The sequence below is a fragment of the Erythrobacter sp. HL-111 genome (assembly GCF_900105095.1).
Classification (GTDB): domain Bacteria; phylum Pseudomonadota; class Alphaproteobacteria; order Sphingomonadales; family Sphingomonadaceae; genus Erythrobacter.
Genome location: NZ_LT629743.1, coordinates 2,965,662 through 2,981,727 on the forward strand (window position 1 = coordinate 2,965,662; position 16,066 = coordinate 2,981,727).

Genomic DNA, 16,066 nt, shown 5'->3' on the forward strand with positions numbered 1-16,066 from the left:
TTATCGTTTGCGATAACATGCCGTCACGTGAATCGGAGATTTTCGATGCAGAAACTTACCAGGACCATTTTCGCCAGCGGTTTCGCCGCCCTCGCGCTGGCCGCGATCCCTGCGGTCCCGGCGTTCGCCGACGAACCGTCCGTCCGCAGCGAAGCCGCCGAGGACCCGGCCTTCACGGCCGATCGCGAAACCATCCTGTCGATGGCGGGCGATTATGCCGTCGTCTTCGACATGCAGGAATCGACCCCCTGGATGGAAGGCTACGAACCGCTCGAACGCAAGGTGTCGAGCGGGTACGAATCGGTCCGCGTGATCGAGGACACGGGCGACAAGATCGTGCTCCAGCACCTCCTCGTGGTCGACACGGACAACGGCCCCTATGTCGTCAAGCACTGGCGCCAGGACTGGGAATACGAGCCCGAGGCGATCCTCGACTTCAAGGGCGGCGACACCTGGCAGCTCGAACCCGTGTCCGCCGAGGAGCGCGAGGGCGCGTGGTCGCAGACGGTCTATCAGGTCGACGACAGCCCGCGCTACGCCGGCTACGGCCGGTGGGAGACGAAGAACGGCGTGAAGAGCTGGACCTCGAACGCGACCGCCCGCCCGCTCGCCCGGCGCGATGCGGTGCGAAACCCGGTCTATGATCGCTATGTCGGCGTCAATCGCCACCAGCTCACGCCCGACGGCTGGATCCACTGGCAGGACAACACCAAGCTGAAGCCCGCCGGCGAAGGCGAGGCCGAACTGGTCCCGGTGGTGCAGGAATACGTGCTCAACACCTATGAACGCTATGACGGCTACGAAGTCGCGGCGGCGGAGGAATACTGGTCGAAGACCAAGGATTACTGGGAAGCGATCCGCACTAAGTGGGACCGCGTCGCGCTCGAGAACGGCGGCATCCGCATCCCGCAGAACGCAGAGGTCGGCACCACGATCGCGAGCGAGCTGCTGAAGATGGCCGACGCGCTCCTGAAGGGCGAGATGGCCTCCGAAGAGGCGAGCGCCAAGGCCGTAGCGCTGATCGACCGGGGCACCATGCGCAGCGGCGGCTGATCGGCCCGGCGGGCGCCGGCTCCGGCGAACAGGGCGGGATGCGGCAAGGGTCCGCATCCCGCCCGTTTCGTTCCGGCTTGCCGCCTGTTGCCGCCGGGCGACTTTCATTTTGCCTCGCCAGGCTCTAGTCGCGACAGGGAGAACCATCGAAGGTCGGCCTTTGCGCATCGTCACCTGCCCCATTCGCCCGCGGACACGCCCGGCATGATCCTCACCATCCGCGCGCTCGACGATGCCGCCGTCCTCGACGCTCTGAGGGGCCGCATCGACCGGCTCGAATGGCGTGACGGCCGGACAACCGCCGGAGCGACGGCGAAGGCGGTCAAGCGCAACCTCCAGGCGGTGCTTTCCGGCAGCGCGGGGGAGGCACTGCACCGCGACCTGCTCGCCATTATTTCCGACAACCCGGTGGTGCGGGCCGCCGCTCAGCCGCGCCGCTTCTCCCGCCTGCTCGTCAGCCGGACCGAGGGCGAGGGGCATTACGGCGCCCATGTCGACAACGCGCTGATGGGCAAGGGCGAGGACCGCCTGCGGACCGACGTTTCCTTCACCCTGTTCCTTTCCCCGCCGGAGGAATATGCGGGCGGCGAACTCGTCATCCACGCCGCCGGGATGACGCAATGGGTCAAGCCCGAGGCGGGCGACCTCGTGCTCTATCCCTCCTCCAGCATCCACGAAGTGCGGCCCGTTACCGGCGGCGCGCGGATCGCTTGCGTCGGCTGGATCGAAAGCTGGATCGCCGACGGGGCTCAGCGCGAGATGCTGTTCGATCTCGAGAACCTGCGCGTCTCGCTGCGCGCGCGGCTGCCGCGCCAGTCGGCCGAATTGCTGACCCTCGACAAGACGATCGCCAATCTCCTGCGGATGTGGGGGCGGCGCTGAACCGGGGCCTTGCAACCCATGCCAGCCACGTCCCGCCGCGCGCTGGCGGCGTCTCGGAACCTTGGCACCGCCCGGCACCTTATCTTCCTTGCGGCGAGCTGCGCGCCGGGCAAGACACGCGGCGGGACAGGGCCAAGGCCGAGGGGAACGATCCGGAATGAACCCGAGAGGGTCACCATGCATGAAGCCCGAAGCGCTCGCCCGCAGGCGGGGCGATCGCCGCCGGGCGCTGGCCGCCAAGCTCGTGCCCGTGCTGCTGTTCGGCCTGGCCGGCCACGCGGCGCCCCTCGCCGCGCAGGATGCGGCGGACGAGCGGGAGGAGGCCGCGGCGGAAGACGCGGGGGAAACCGACCTCGACATACCCGAACCGCCCGCCGATGCCGACCTGCCCGAAGCCGAAACGATCATCACCGAAGAGGAATTCGAGCGCGAAGTGCCCGAACTTGCCCCCGGGGAGGATCCCGCGCTCGACGAGCCGCTCGAGACGATCGAGGAATTCGACCGCCGCATGGCCGGGGCGCAGGAGCGGGCGTCGCGCGGGACGAGCGGGGATGCGCCGCTCGCCGGGGCCGCGACGGCCGACGGCGAACCGATCGAGGACACAGCGCTGACCGATCCGCTCACGCCGATCGAGAGCTTCGAACTCGAAGCCGTCACCTTCGACGACGACGACGCGCCGCCGCCCGCCGATCCGGAGGAGATCGCCTACGAGATCGAGCTGGTCGGCCTCGATGACGCGGACGCGCAGGTCCCGCCGGATTTCAGGGATCGCTTCTTCGACCTTTCCTCGCTCGAGGCGGGCGATGGCGATGCCGCCAACCTCGCCCAGCTGAACGCCCGGCTGGCCGAGGACGCGGAACTGGCAAAGCGACTGCTCGCCGCGCAGGGCTGGTTCGGTGCGAGCGTGCGCGAACGGCTGGTCCGCCCGGACCGCGACCGGGACGACGGCCCGCTGACGGCGCGGATCGAGGTGGTGCCGGGCCAGCGCTACGTCTTCGACGAGATCATCGTCGAGGCTCCGCCGATCGACCCGCCGGACCTGATCCGCGATACCCTCGACCTCGAGATCGGGGAGCCGATCGTCGCGACCCGGGTGCAGGGGGCCGAGGCGCGCATCGCCGTGGTGCTGCCGCAGGAAGGCTATCCCTTCGTCGAGGTCGGGGAGCGCGACATCCTGCTCGACCGCGACACCGGCGGCGGGGTCTACACCCTTCCGGTCGATCCCGGACCGCGCTCGGCCTTCGGCGAGATCACGACCGATGGCGACCTCGCCTTCGACGCCGATCACATCGCCGAGATCGCCCGCTTCGAGCGCGGCGAGCCCTATGACAGCCGGATGCTCGACGACCTTCGCAAGGCGCTGGTGGCGACCGGGTTGTTCGACACGGTCGCGGTCTATCCGCAGCCCACCGGCGAGGACACCGGCGAGGGCCGCGAATATGCCCGCGTCGTGGTCACCCAGGACGCCGGGCCGCCGCGCACCATCGCGGGCAATGCCGGGTTCGGCACGGGGCGCGGCTTCAGCGTCGAGGGCAGCTGGACCCACCGCAACCTCTTCCCGCCCGAGGGCGCGCTCTCGGCCCGCGCCCTTGCCGGGACGCAGGAACAGGCGCTGGGCGTGACCTTCCGCCGCTCCAACGCGGGGCGGCGCGACCGTTCCTTCGAACTCGGCGCGGATGTCCTGCGGTCCGATTTCGAGGCGTTCGAGGCCTTCACCGGACGCGTCGCCGCGATGGTGCGCTACATCTCGACCCCGATCTGGCAGAAGCGGCTGACCTATGCCTATGGCGTGCAGTTCTTCGTCTCGGACGAGCAGGATTTCGACATCGCCCGGAACCGGCGCGACCGGCGGACCTTCATGGTCGCGGGGGTCAAGGGCGAAGTCGGGTTCGACACGACCGACAGCCTGCTGAACCCCACCGAAGGCTTCCGCCTGACCGCGCTGGTCGAGCCCGAGGCCTCGCTCAACAAGGGGTTCGAGCCCTATGTCCGCGCCCAGATCGACGGGTCGGCCTATTTCCCGGCGACGGAATCGATCGTGCTTGCCGGGCGCGTGCGGCTCGGGACAATCCAGGGTCTCGACCGCTTCGACCTCGCCCCCTCGCGGCGTTTCTACGCTGGCGGCGGCGGGTCGGTGCGCGGCTTCGGTTTCCAGGAGCTCGGCCCCCGCGTGCTCGAACCCAACCCGGATTTTCCCGATCCCGAGGACATCGAACCGGACACCGATCCCGAGGACCTGCCCGATCCCTTCCGCTCACGACCGATCGGCGGGCGCGGCCTGTTCGAGGCCGCGGGCGAGGTGCGCTATCGCTTCGGCGATTACGGCGTCGCCGCCTTCGTCGATGCGGGGCAGGTCTATGAAGAGACGATGCCGCAATTCGACGACATCCGGTTCGGGGTCGGGATCGGCGGGCGCTACTACACCAATTTCGGACCCGTGCGGGTCGACATCGCCATGCCGATCGACCGGCGTCGCGGCGAAAGTTCCTTCGCGGTCTATGTCTCCATCGGGCAGGCGTTCTGATGGCAGAGGGCGCCCCCCCGCACGAGGCCGACATGGCCGAAGAGACCGGCGAGCGGCCTGGGCACCGCAGCTGGCCGGTGCGGATCCTGCGCGGGCTCGCGATCGCGCTCGGCGTGGTGGTGGCGCTGGCCGCGCTGGCTCTGATCGGCATCAACACGCCGCCGGGCAAGGATTTCGTCAAGCGGCAGATCGAGGGGCTGGAATTCGAGAACGGGCTGGAGATCGGTATCGGACGGATCGAGGGCTCGCTCTACGGCAATCTCGTCATCCGCGACCTCGCGCTGAGCGACCCGGAAGGCGTCTTCGCCACCGCGTCGCGGGTGACGCTCGACTGGCGGCCCTTCGCCTTCATCGGCAACCGGCTCGACATCCGCTCGCTCTCCAGCCCCGAGGTGCGGCTCGAACGCCTGCCCGAATTCGCCGAGACCCCGCCCGACGACGCGCCGCTCCTGCCCTCCTTCGACATCAAGGTCGACCGGCTGGTGATCGACCGCATCCTGGTCGGCGAGGCGGTGACGGGCGCGCGGCGGGTGCTGACGCTGAAGGGCGAGGCCCACGTCGAGGAGGGGCGCGCCGAGGTGATGGCCGACCTCGCGACGCTTCCGGTCGAAGCGGAGCCGGGTGAAACGGCACCGGGCGGAGCAGTGGCGGGCGACCGGCTCGCCCTGCTGCTCGACGCCGTGCCGGAGGAGGACCGGCTTGCCATCGAACTCGACCTTGCCGCCCCCGAGGACGGGGTGATCGCCGCGATCGCGGGCATCGAACAGCCGCTCACCGCCGAGCTGACGGGCGAGGGCGACTGGACCGCATGGGACGGACGGCTCGCCGCGACCCTCGCGGGGGAAGACCTCGCGCGGCTCGATCTTTCCGCCCGCGACGGGACGTTCGGGATCGAGGGCACGGCGCAGGCCGCGCGGCTGTTCGAGGGCAGTCCGGCGAGCCTGCTTGCGCCAGAGCTCGCGATCGACCTGACCGCCGAGCTGGAGGATTCCCTCGCCGAGATCGCGGGAACGCTGTCGAGCGGGGCCTTCCGGCTCGAGGCGGCGGGCGGTATCGACATCGGCGCGAGCACGTTCGAGCAGCTGGCGCTCGATTTCCGCCTGCTTGAACCCGCGGCGCTGACCGATGTCTTCTCGGGCCGCGGGATCGCCGCCGACCTCGTGCTCGACGGGGCCTTCGCCGCGCCCGCGATCGATTACCGCGTCACCGCCGAGCGGCTCGGCATCGCGGCCGTCACCTTCGTCGATTTCGCCGCGGCCGGCGTGTCGCGGCGCGACGGGGGCGTGCTGACCATCCCCGTCGAGGCCCGCGCGGCGCGGGCGACGGGGATCGACACCGCCGCGGGAGGTCCGCTCACGGACCTGCGCCTCACCGGCTCCTTCGCGCTCGAGGGCGACCGGCTGCTGTCCGACAACCTGCGCCTCACCTCGCGACGGATCGACGCGCGCGGGACCGTCCTCGCGAACCTTGCCCAAGGGCGCTATTCGGGCTCGATCGACGGCACGCTCGACGATTACCGGATCGAAAGCGTCGGTATCTTCGCTATCGGCACCAATCTCGAACTGGCCGCGACCGGCGAGGGCGATTTCACCATAAGCGGCCGGGTCCGCACCCGCTCGCAGCGCATCGCCAGCGACGGCGTGCGCGACTTCCTCGGCGGGCAGGCGGTCGCGGCGAGCGACATCGTCTACACGTCCGACGGGCGGCTCCGCTTCGCCAACCTGCGGGTCCGCGCGCCGGAATTCGAGGTGACGGGCGGCAGCGGCCTCTACGCGCTCGACGGGCGGGTCGCGCTCGATACGAGCGGGCAAAGCGCGGCCTACGGTCCCTTCGCGCTCGCGGTCGACGGCACCATCGCCGATCCCGATGCGACCCTCACCGCCGAAAGGCCGGGCCTCGGCGTCGGCCTGGTGAACCTCACCGCCGGGATCGAGGGCGCGCCGGGGGGCTACCGCGTCGTCGCGACCGGAGAGACCGATTACGGGCCGGTCGATGCCGATTTCGTGCTGGGCACGGGCGAGACCCTCAGCCTCGACATCGCGCGAGCCGACTTTGCGGGCATCGCGCTTTCGGGCGCGCTCGAACAGAGCGCGGCGGGGCCCTTCGTCGGGCGGCTCGATGCAAAAGGCCGCGGGATCGGCGGGGTCGTGCGGCTCGATGCGCGGGGCGAATACCAGGAGGCGCTCGTCAACCTGCGCGCCCGGAACAGCAATCTCGGCGGCCCGCTCGACCTTTCGATCGGCGCGGCGCGCATCGACGCTCGGATCGTCCTCGAAGACAGCCCGCGCGTGGTCGCCGATGCCGACATCGCGCGCGCCGGTTTCGGCCCGGTCAGCATCAACGCGGCCAAGGCCAGGATCGATTACCGCGACGGCACCGGCAGCGCCCGCATCCTTGCCGAGGGGACGAGAGGCGCGCCCTTCCGCATCGCCGCCAACGCCGAACTCGCGCCGGACCTGTGGCGCGCCGCGATCACCGGCAGGATGCGCGGCATCGCGCTCAGCACCGCCTCGCCGGCGCGGATCGTGCCGGGCGAGGAGGGCTACGAACTGCTCCCGACCCGGATCGAGGTCGGATCGGGCAGCCTGCGGCTGGCCGGGCGCTATGGCGAGGGGTTGCGCGTGCGGAGCCGGCTCGACGAGCTCGACGTCGCGCTCGTCAACGCCTTCGTGCCCGGCCTCGGCCTTGCCGGGACGGCGAGCGGCAGCCTCGACTTCACGCAAAGCTCCGCCGAGGCGTTCCCGCGCGCCGATGCGCGCCTGAAGATCGACGATTTCAGCCGCTCGACCGCCGCCGCGGTGAGCGAGCCGATCGACATCAATTTCGTCGGCGCACTGCTCGCCGACGGGGGCGAGGCGCGGGCGGTGGTGCGCCAGCGCGGGTCGGTGATCGGGCGCATGATCGCCTCGCTGCGTCCGCTGGGGCCGGGCGCGGGGCCGTGGACCGAACGCCTGATCGAAGCCCCGCTCGGCGGCGGGGTGCGCTATAACGGGCCGTCCGCGACGCTGTTTTCCTTCGCCGGCCAGCCCGACCAGACGCTCGAGGGGACGATCGGCATCGCGGCCGATTTCGACGGGCGGGTCGACAACCCGCGGATCTCCGGGCTCGTGCGGGCGCAGTCGCTCGACTATCGCAACCAGATCTACGGCACGCGCCTGTCGGACATGGCGGTTTCGGCACGCTTCGACGGCTCGCGGCTCGAGATCGAGCGGCTGACGGCCGATGCCGGCGACGGGACGGTCTCGGCGAGCGGCTTCGTCAGCCTGTCGGCCGAAAGCGGCTATCCGATCGACCTCAGGGCCGAATTGCGCAACGCCCGCCTCGCCCGCAGCGATTCGGTCTCCGCCCGCGCGACCGGCGACCTGCGCCTGACCAAGCAGGCGGGCGAGACCGCGCTCCTCGCGGGCGAGATCCGGCTCGGCGAAACGCGCTATCGCATCGTCCGCCAGAGCGCGGCGGAGGTGCCCGCGCTCGAAGGCGTCCGTTTCCGGGAACGCGGCGGTCCCGCGCGCATCACCGGCGAGGAACGGGCAAGCCCGGGACCGGGCCTGTTCGGCAAGGTCCGGCTCGACGTGGCGTTGAGGGCACCCGACGAGCTCTATGTCTCGGGCATGGGACTCGAAAGCGAATGGGGCGCGGACCTCTCGCTCGCCGGGACGAGCGCCGATCCGCGGGTGTCGGGGACGATCAACCTCATTCGCGGGACGCTCGGTTTCGCCGGGCGCTCGTTCAATCTCAGCGAAGGCCGGCTCGGCTTCGTCGGCGGACGCGAGATCAATCCGACCATTTCGATGACCGCGACCGAGCAGATCGACGATCTCAACGTCAACGTGAACATCGAGGGACGGGCCTTCGATCCGCAGATCACCTTCGGCAGCACGCCCTCGCTGCCGCAGGACGAGGTGCTCAGCCGCATCCTGTTCGGCTCCTCGATCGCCAACCTGTCGGCGATCCAGGCGGTGCAGCTTGCTGCCTCGCTCAATTCGCTGCGCGCGACCGGCGGCGGGTTCAATCCGCTCGGCACGCTGCGCTCGGCGACGGGCATCGACCGCCTGCGCGTGCTCGGCTCGGACGAGGCGACCGGGCGCGGCACGGCGATCGCGGCGGGCCAGTACCTGACCGATGACATCTACGTCGAATTCATCACCGACGCGCGCGGCTTCACCGCCACCCAGATCGAGATCAGCCTCACCCGGGCACTGTCGGTCCTCAGCCAGGCGGGCGGTTCGGGCGCGACCAATGTCAACGTCCAATACAGCAGGGATTACTGATGCTCCGCGCGGTTTCGCTGGGCTTGTCCATCTTCGCCGCGGGGTGTGCGGAGGAACCCGATTTCGACACCCGCTATGACGAGGCCGAACAGGCGATCGCCGAAAGGGCCGATGCGATCGATGCCGAACTCGCGGAAGAGGGACAGGGCGAAACAGGCCCGCCGCGCGGTGCCGAAACGGGGCCGGAAGAATAACATATATTGTTTTCGTCCCGCCGAAAGTTCGGGTGAAAGAAATTTGCAACAAGCCCGCGCTGCCAGATGAGAAATTTCGGAACCGAAAAATCTCCGGCGACGTTGGGTGCAGGTATCCCCGCCTGAACCCCGCATCCACGTTTCGGAGAGCACCCATGCCCTCGATCGAGAATTTCCTTGCCTATGACTTCTGGCAATACGACGTCATCCGCCATCTTTTCGCGTTCTCGACCGCGGTCTTTCTCGCCGGGCTCGTCTATTTCGCGATGACTGCGCGCACGACCGCGCCCAATTATCGTCTCTCGGCCAATATCTCCGCCGTCGTCATGGTCTCCGCCGCGCTGGAGCTCGGCCAGCTCTGGCTGCTGTGGAACGAGAGTTTCCAATGGGCGGAGCTGCAAGGAAGCTTCGTGCCGGTCGCGGGCGAGCGGTTCTCCAACGGCTATCGCTACATGAACTGGCTGATCGACGTGCCGATGCTGGCGACGCAGCTCGTCGTCGTGTGCGGTTTCGTGGGGACCGAGCTGCGCAATCGCTGGGCGAAGCTGACCATCGCGGGCGTGCTGATGATCCTCACCGGCTATGTCGGCCAGTATTTCGAGCCCGCGGTGGCGGGCGTCCCCGGCTACGAGGGGGCCGAACAGTTCTGGATCTGGGGCATCATCTCGACCGCGTTCTTCGTCTGGATGCTGCTGATCCTCGCCAATGCGGTGCGCAACCCGCAAGGCGCGCCCTCGGACGAGGTGCGTTCGCGGCTCAAGTTCTGCTTCTGGTTCCTGCTGGCGACCTGGTCGATCTACCCGTTCGCCTACGCCATGCCGCTGTTCGCGCCCACGGCCGATGGCGTGGTGGTACGGCAGGTGATCTACACCGTCGCCGATGTCTCCTCCAAACTGGTGTTCGGCGTGATCCTGTCGCAGGTCGCGCTCCGCCGCAGCGCCGAGGAAGGGTTCGAGCCCGCCCGCGTGGCGAGCGGGGAATTCGACGAGCGGGCCCCGGCGCGCTGATGCGGGCAGCCCTTGCGCTGGGCGCGCCGGCGATGCTCGCCGGCTGCGCCATCGGCCCTCCCGACGCCCCCGTCCCCGCCGCCGCGACGAGTCTTCCCGAAGCCTATGGCGAGGCCGCGGCAGCGCCCCGCGCCTACCGCTCCGTCAAATGGTGGCAGAGCTACGAGGACCCGGCGCTCGACGGCCTCGTAGAGCGCGCGCTGCGCCGCAATCTCGACATCGCCGAGGCGGTCGCGCGGATCGAGGAGGTCGAGGCGCGCTACGCGCTCGAGCGGGCGGGCCGGTTCCCGCAGGTCAATGCCGGGGCCGAGGCGAATTACGCGAACCAGCCCGCGACCGGGCTCGGCGCGGCGCTGGGCGAGTTGGGGCAGGGCGAGCCGGGGGAGGACGGGAGCGCGGACCCTCCCGCGGACGGGACGGACGGCGGAACCCCTCCGCCCGAATCGGACCCCAGGCGGTTCTCCTTCTCGACCTACACCGCCCAGCTCGAGGCCTCGTGGGAGGCCGACATCTGGGGGCGGCTCAGGAACCGCGCCCGCGCAGCCGACGCGAACTACCGGGCGAGCCGCGCCGAACTGCAGGCGGTCCGCATCCGCATCGCGAGCGAGGTGATGCGAAACTATTTCGACCTCGTCGAGACCGAGCAGTTGCGCGAGCTCAGCGAGCGGCAGGCGGCGATCCTGACCGAGCGGGTCGGTCTTGCCGAACGCGCCTTCCTGCGCGGGATCGGGTCCTCCTTCGAACTCATCACCCTGCGCGAAAGCCGGCGCGAGGCGGAGGCGAACGTCCCGCTGCTCGAGGCGAACCTCGCCCGGTCGAAAGCGCGGCTCGGCGTGCTCCTCGGCAGCTATCCGCGCGAGGTGGACGCCTATCTCGCCGAGGCCGGCCGGCTCGCGGTCACGCTGCCGATGGAGGCGGTCCCGGCGGGGCTTCCGGCGCGCCTGCTCGCAGGAAGGCCCGACATCGTCGCGGCACGCGCGCAGCTCGACGCGGCGCGTTTCGGAGTCGCGGCGGCCGAGGCGGCGCGCCTGCCGCAACTGACCCTCAGCGCGAGCGGCGGGCTCGAGGGGAACGAGCCTTCCGGCGCCTTCGAGCCCCAGAACTGGTTCGTGAACCTGCTGGGCGCGCTCACCGCGCCGATATTCGATGCCGGACGGATCGGGGCGCAGATCGACATCAGCGAGGCGCAGATGCGCCAGCGCGCGCTCGCCTATGGCCGCACCGTGCTCGACGCGGTCGCCGAGGTCGAGGCCGCGCTCGCCCGGCACGCGGCGGCGGCGCAGCGGGTGCGGCTGATCGAGGCCGATCTCGCCAGCGCGCGCGATGCCGCCGATCTCCAGCTGCGCCGGTTCGAGCGCGGGACGGGGAACTATTCGGACTGGCTCGACGCCCGGCTCAACGTGCTGAATTCGCGCCGCCTGATGGTCGAGGCCGAGCGCGCCGTCGCCGAGGCGCGGCTCGGCGTCCATCGCGCGCTGGGCGGCGCATGGAAGCGCGAATGGCTCGCGCGGGCCGACCGCGATGGCTGAGGAGGCAGGCACCCGCGAGGACGCGCCGGACAAGCGCAAGTGGCGGCTGATCGCGCTCGCCGTGCTGCTCGTCGGGCTGGCCGGCGCGGCCGCCCTGTGGTTCCTGCGCCCGCAGCAGCAGGAGGAGGAACCGCCCGATCGCCCGCCGCTGGTCAGCGTCACCCGGATCGAACGGGAAAGCGAACCGCTGCGCGTGAGCGGGCGGGGCGACGTGCGCCCGGCGAGCGAGGTCGGCCTGTCGCTGCAGGTTTCGGGCGAAGTGGTCTGGGTCAATCCGCGCCTGCGCGAAGGCGAGCGCGTGCGGCGCGGCGAAACGCTCCTGCGGGTCGATCCGGGCGATTACACGGTGCGCGTCGAGGAGGCCCGCGCCGAAGTCGAGCGCGCGCGCGTCGAACTGGCTGAGGCCGAGGAGTCGGGCGCCACGCGCGAGGAGGAATTCGAACGCCTGCGCGATCGGATCGAGGGCGAAAGCGCTGGTCCGCCGGACGGGATAGAAAGCGATTTCCTCCGCCCCGGCGAAGGCGAGCAGGCGACCGCCGAACTGGCGGAGGAACCCTCTCCGCTCGCGCTCGGCCAACCGCAGGTCGATGCCGCCAGGGCCGCGCTCGCCGGGGCGCGCGCAAGGCTCGAAAGCGCGCGGCGCGATGTCGCGCGCACCCGGCTGACCGCGCCCTTCGATGCGGTGGTGCGTTCCAAATCGGTCGAGCGCGGCCAGTTCGTGCGCCCGGGCGAGGTCTTGGCCGGGCTTTACGATGCAGGCTCGATCGAGGTCGCCGTCCCCCTCATCCAGCGCAAGGCCGCACTGATCCCGCGCGTCTTCGCGCCCGTCACCAGCGGCACGGCCGCGGGCGGCCCCGCGACGGTGCGGGTCGATTTCGGCGGCACGCGCTGGGCGTGGGAAGCGATGGTCGAGGGAGCAGAGGGCGCGATCGATCCCGCCACCCGCACGCTCGACGTGGTGGTGCGGGTCGCCCGTCCCCTGACCGGCGCGCGCGCGGTCCGGGATGGCGGAGAGGCCGGCGATCCCCCGCCGCTCCTTCCCGGCTTCTTCGCCGATGTCGAATTCCTCGCCCGGACCCCGCCTGCCTATTTCGAAATCCCGCGCGATGCGCTGCGCGCCGAGGACCGCGTCTGGGCGGTGCGCGACGGCGCCCTTGCCTTCGTCCCCGTCACCGTCGTCGCGCGCGAGGGGGCGAGCGTTTTCGTCACCGGCGAAGAGCTTGCCGATGGCGAGCGGATCGTCACCGGCGAGGTTCCCTCCGCCACCGAGGGCATGGAGGTCCGCACCGACGAGGGCCGCTCCGCCCCCGCGCTCGACGCGCGCGAAAGCGGGGGCGTCGAGCCCGCGATAGACGAGGGCGGCGCATGAACGGCATGATCGCCTGGATGGCGAGGAACGGGGTCGCGGCGAACTTGCTGATGATGCTCCTGCTGGTCGCGGGCGCGGTCAGCGTGCAGCAGATCCCGACCAAGGTCTTCCCCGAATTCACCCTGAGCGCGGTGCAGGTCGAAGTCGAATACCGCGGCGCCTCGCCCGAGGAAATCGAGGATTCGGTGATCCAGCCGATCGAGGAGGCGATCGAGGCGGTCGAAGGGGTCGATGCGATCACCGCGACCGCTGCGGAGGGGCTCGGCATCGTCACAGCCGAGCTGAAGGAGGGCGTCTCGGTCTCGCGCAAGGTCGACGAGGTCCAGGCCGAGGTGAACCGGATCACCAACCTGCCCGACCGCGCGGAACGCCCGCAGGTCAGCGAAATCGACAATCGCCAGCGCGTCATCGAGCTCGTCATCTACGGAGACGTCCCGCCTGCCAGCCTAAAGGAGATCGCCTACCGTTTCGAGGACGAGCTTGCCGCGCGCGACGCGATCTCGCTGGTCGAGGTCGCGGGCGTGCGCGACGACGAGATCTCGGTCGAGGTGTCGAAGGAGCAGCTGCGCGCCTATGATCTCTCGCTCCCCGAGATCGCCCGGCTGATCGGGCAGAACAGCGTCGACCTGCCCGCCGGCGGCGTCGAGACCCGGGGCGAGGACATCCAGCTGCGGGTCGAGGCACAGAACTATTCGCGCAGCGAGTTCGAGGACATCGTGCTCGTCGCGGGCGAAGGGGGCGCGCAGGTCCGGCTCGGCGACATTGCGACCGTCACCGACGGGTTTCGCGACAGCGGCCTCGTCACCCGCTTCGAGGGCAGGCCCGCCGCCGCGGTGCAGGTCTTCCGCGTCGGCGACGAACAGGCGCTCGCCGTTGCAGCCGAGGTCGAACGCTACATCGACGAGCAGGAGGACAGCCTGCCCCCCGGCGTTTCGGTCATGATCTGGCAGAACGAGGCGAACGAGCTTCGCAGCCGGCTATCGCTGCTGATCGAGAGCGCGGTGCTGGGCGCGATCCTCGTCATCGTCACGCTGGCCCTGTTCCTCGACCTGCGCGTCGCCTTCTGGGTGTCCTTCGGGATCGTGGTGTCCTTCGTCGGGACCTTCGCGGTGATGGGCCTTGCCGATCTTTCGATCAACCAGCTCTCGCTGTTCGGCTTCATCCTCGCACTCGGCATCCTCGTCGACGACGCGGTGGTGGTGGGCGAGAACATCTATGCCGCGCGGGAAAAGGGCGCGAGCGGGATCGATGCGGCGGTCAAGGGCACGCAGCGCGTGGTGCGCCCGGTGGTCTTCGCGGTCCTGACGACAATGACCGCCTTCTCGCTGCTCGTCTTCCTGCCGGGCACGACGGGCAAGTTCCTCTATGCCATCCCCGTCATCGTCATCATCGCGCTCGGCCTCTCGCTCGTCGAATCGCTCCTGATCCTGCCGCATCACCTGTCGGGTATGAAGGAGGGGGAGCCGGATAACCCGGTGCTGCGCCCGCATGGCCGGCTGCGCGCCTGGTTCGACGAGCGGCTCGCCCGGTTCCGCGACGGCCCGCTCGACAAGTCGGTGCGCTTCGCGGTCGCGCATTACATGGTCGTCATGGCCGGGCTCGCGGGGCTGCTCGCGATCGTCGCGGTGCTGTTTTCGGCCGGTTACATCAAGTTCGTGTTCTTCCCGCAGATCGAGGGGCAGTTCGTCACCGCCGAGCTCGAGATGCCGCAGGGCACGCCCGCCCCGGTGACGCTGGCGGTGGCCGATCACGTGCGCGACACGGGGCAGCGCGTCGCCGCGCAGTTCGAGGAGGAGCGCGGGAACGACGAGAGCGAGGCGCCGCCCCTGCTCGAAGGCACCTACACCACCATCGGCCGCCTGCCCCAGAGCGGCCGCGGGCCGGGCGGCGGGGAAACCCCCTTCATCCAGCCGAGCGTCGCCACGATACGCTTCAAGCTGTCGGAGCCCGACGAGCGGGACATCTCCGCGCGGCGCTTCCGGGAGAAGCTGCGCGAGGAAGTGGGCGATCTCGCGGGCGTGCGCAGCCTGTCCTATTCGGCGAGCCTCGTCTCGGTCGGCGACCCGGTGGTCGCGGAACTCTCCGCCGACACCGAGGAGGAATTGCAGCGTGCGGTCGAACGGGTGCGGGCCGCGCTGAACGAACAGCCGGGCGTGGTCGAAATCCGCGACGACCTGTCCGAAGGCCAGCGCGAGCTCGAGCTCGAACTCCTCCCGCAGGCGCGCAATTTCGGCCTCGCCCGGCAGGATCTCGCGCAGCAGGTGCGCGCGGCGACCTTCGGCGCGGAGGCGGTCCGGATCCAGCGCGGGCGCGAGGAGGTGAGGGTCTATGTCCGCCTGCCGGAGGACGAACGCGACGCGCTCGAGGACCTCGCCGATTACCGCATCCGCCCGCCCGACAGCCCGGCCAGCATTCCCTTCGGCGAAGTCGCGGATGTCGAATACGGCTCCGCGCCTTCGACCATCGACCGGCGCGACGGGCGGCGGATCATCACCGTGCGCGCCGACGTGGTATCCGGCGTGACGACCGGGTCGGATGTCACCGAAAAGCTCCGGCGCGACGTGCTCCCCACCCTGCGGGAGGACATCCCGAGCCTCGACTGGAGCTTCGGCGGGGAGCAGCGCGAACAGGGCGAGGTCGTCCCGGCGCTGCTGCGCAATCTCGCGCTTGCGCTGTTCGCGATCTATGCGCTGCTGGCGGTGCCGCTGCGTTCCTACACCCAGCCGCTGGTGATCCTGTCCGCCGTGCCGCTGGGGCTGGTCGGCGCGGTGTTCGGCCACCTCCTGCTCGGGCTCGACCTCACAATCCTCAGCCTGATCGGGATCGTCGGGCTTGCGGGCGTGGTGGTCAACGACGCGCTGCTGCTGGTCGATTTCATGAACGAGCGCCGGATCGAAGGCGAGGAGATCGGAACCGCCATCGTCGAGGCGGCGAAGAGCCGCTGGCGTCCGATCCTGCTGACTTCGATGACGACCTTCTTCGGCATCCTCCCGCTGATCGCGGCGCAGAGCGTGCAGGCGCGCTTTCTCGTGCCCCTGGCGGCGAGCGTCGCCTTCGGCGTGCTGTTCGCGACCTTCGTGCAGATGGTCGTGGTGACCGCGCTGGCGAAGGCGCACGCCGATGCGCTGGTGGCGATCAAGAGCCGCCTCAAGGGCAAGCGCGCCGACGAGGTCGAAGTGGTCCACGCCGCCACGGCGGGGGCGGCATCGTGAGCGGTTCGGCCCGGGGAAAAGTCGC

9 protein-coding genes are annotated in these 16,066 nt (G+C 70.1%); all 9 read left to right on the forward strand.

Annotation, left to right across the window (positions count from 1 at the left end; translation table 11 throughout):
• Nucleotides 1-45 precede the first annotated feature (45 nt).
• A complete protein-coding gene (locus BLU08_RS13955; protein ID WP_090200408.1) occupies nucleotides 46-1,053 on the forward strand; it encodes a DUF6607 family protein in 1,008 nt (335 codons plus the stop codon).
• A gap of 204 nt (nucleotides 1,054-1,257) precedes the next feature.
• Nucleotides 1,258-1,935 (forward strand): Fe2+-dependent dioxygenase, encoded by a 678-nt coding sequence (locus BLU08_RS13960; protein ID WP_090200410.1) that lies wholly within the window; start codon nucleotides 1,258-1,260, stop codon nucleotides 1,933-1,935.
• 181 nt (nucleotides 1,936-2,116) lie between these two features.
• Entirely contained in the window at nucleotides 2,117-4,459 is a 2,343-nt protein-coding gene (locus tag BLU08_RS13965; RefSeq protein WP_090200412.1) for an autotransporter assembly complex family protein, read from the forward strand.
• Complete coding sequence (locus BLU08_RS13970) at nucleotides 4,459-8,730, forward strand: translocation/assembly module TamB domain-containing protein (protein WP_233996005.1); 4,272 nt, start codon at nucleotides 4,459-4,461, stop codon at nucleotides 8,728-8,730. Before BLU08_RS13965 ends, BLU08_RS13970 begins: the two co-directional genes overlap by 1 nt.
• Nucleotides 8,731-8,753: 23 nt before the next feature.
• Entirely contained in the window at nucleotides 8,754-8,924 is a 171-nt protein-coding gene (locus BLU08_RS13975) for a hypothetical protein (protein WP_157674571.1), read from the forward strand.
• Nucleotides 8,925-9,079: 155 nt separating this feature from the next.
• Nucleotides 9,080-9,931, forward strand: a complete 852-nt coding sequence (locus BLU08_RS13980) for a bacteriorhodopsin (RefSeq protein ID WP_090200416.1) — start codon at nucleotides 9,080-9,082, stop codon at nucleotides 9,929-9,931.
• On the forward strand, nucleotides 9,931-11,460 hold the full coding sequence (locus BLU08_RS13985; RefSeq protein ID WP_090200418.1) for an efflux transporter outer membrane subunit: 1,530 nt from the start codon (nucleotides 9,931-9,933) through the stop codon (nucleotides 11,458-11,460). The genes BLU08_RS13980 and BLU08_RS13985 overlap by 1 nt, the downstream gene beginning before the upstream one ends.
• Nucleotides 11,453-12,829, forward strand: coding sequence for an HlyD family efflux transporter periplasmic adaptor subunit (locus BLU08_RS13990; RefSeq protein WP_090200420.1), 1,377 nt, complete (start codon nucleotides 11,453-11,455; stop codon nucleotides 12,827-12,829). Before BLU08_RS13985 ends, BLU08_RS13990 begins: the two co-directional genes overlap by 8 nt.
• Nucleotides 12,826-16,041, forward strand: coding sequence for an efflux RND transporter permease subunit (locus tag BLU08_RS13995; protein WP_090200422.1), 3,216 nt, complete (start codon nucleotides 12,826-12,828; stop codon nucleotides 16,039-16,041). The genes BLU08_RS13990 and BLU08_RS13995 overlap by 4 nt, the downstream gene beginning before the upstream one ends.
• The last annotated feature ends 25 nt before the right edge of the window (nucleotides 16,042-16,066 follow it).

Bases quoted from the DNA above. Each gene is read 5' to 3' on its own strand.
- BLU08_RS13955 (WP_090200408.1), top strand. From the start codon at position 46: ATGCAGAAACTTACCAGGACCATTTTCGCCAGCGGTTTCGCCGCCCTC.
- BLU08_RS13960 (WP_090200410.1), top strand. From the start codon at position 1,258: ATGATCCTCACCATCCGCGCGCTCGACGATGCCGCCGTCCTCGACGCT.
- BLU08_RS13965 (WP_090200412.1), top strand. From the start codon at position 2,117: ATGAAGCCCGAAGCGCTCGCCCGCAGGCGGGGCGATCGCCGCCGGGCG.
- BLU08_RS13970 (WP_233996005.1), top strand. From the start codon at position 4,459: ATGGCAGAGGGCGCCCCCCCGCACGAGGCCGACATGGCCGAAGAGACC.
- BLU08_RS13980 (WP_090200416.1), top strand. From the start codon at position 9,080: ATGCCCTCGATCGAGAATTTCCTTGCCTATGACTTCTGGCAATACGAC.
- BLU08_RS13985 (WP_090200418.1), top strand. From the start codon at position 9,931: ATGCGGGCAGCCCTTGCGCTGGGCGCGCCGGCGATGCTCGCCGGCTGC.
- BLU08_RS13990 (WP_090200420.1), top strand. From the start codon at position 11,453: ATGGCTGAGGAGGCAGGCACCCGCGAGGACGCGCCGGACAAGCGCAAG.
- BLU08_RS13995 (WP_090200422.1), top strand. From the start codon at position 12,826: ATGAACGGCATGATCGCCTGGATGGCGAGGAACGGGGTCGCGGCGAAC.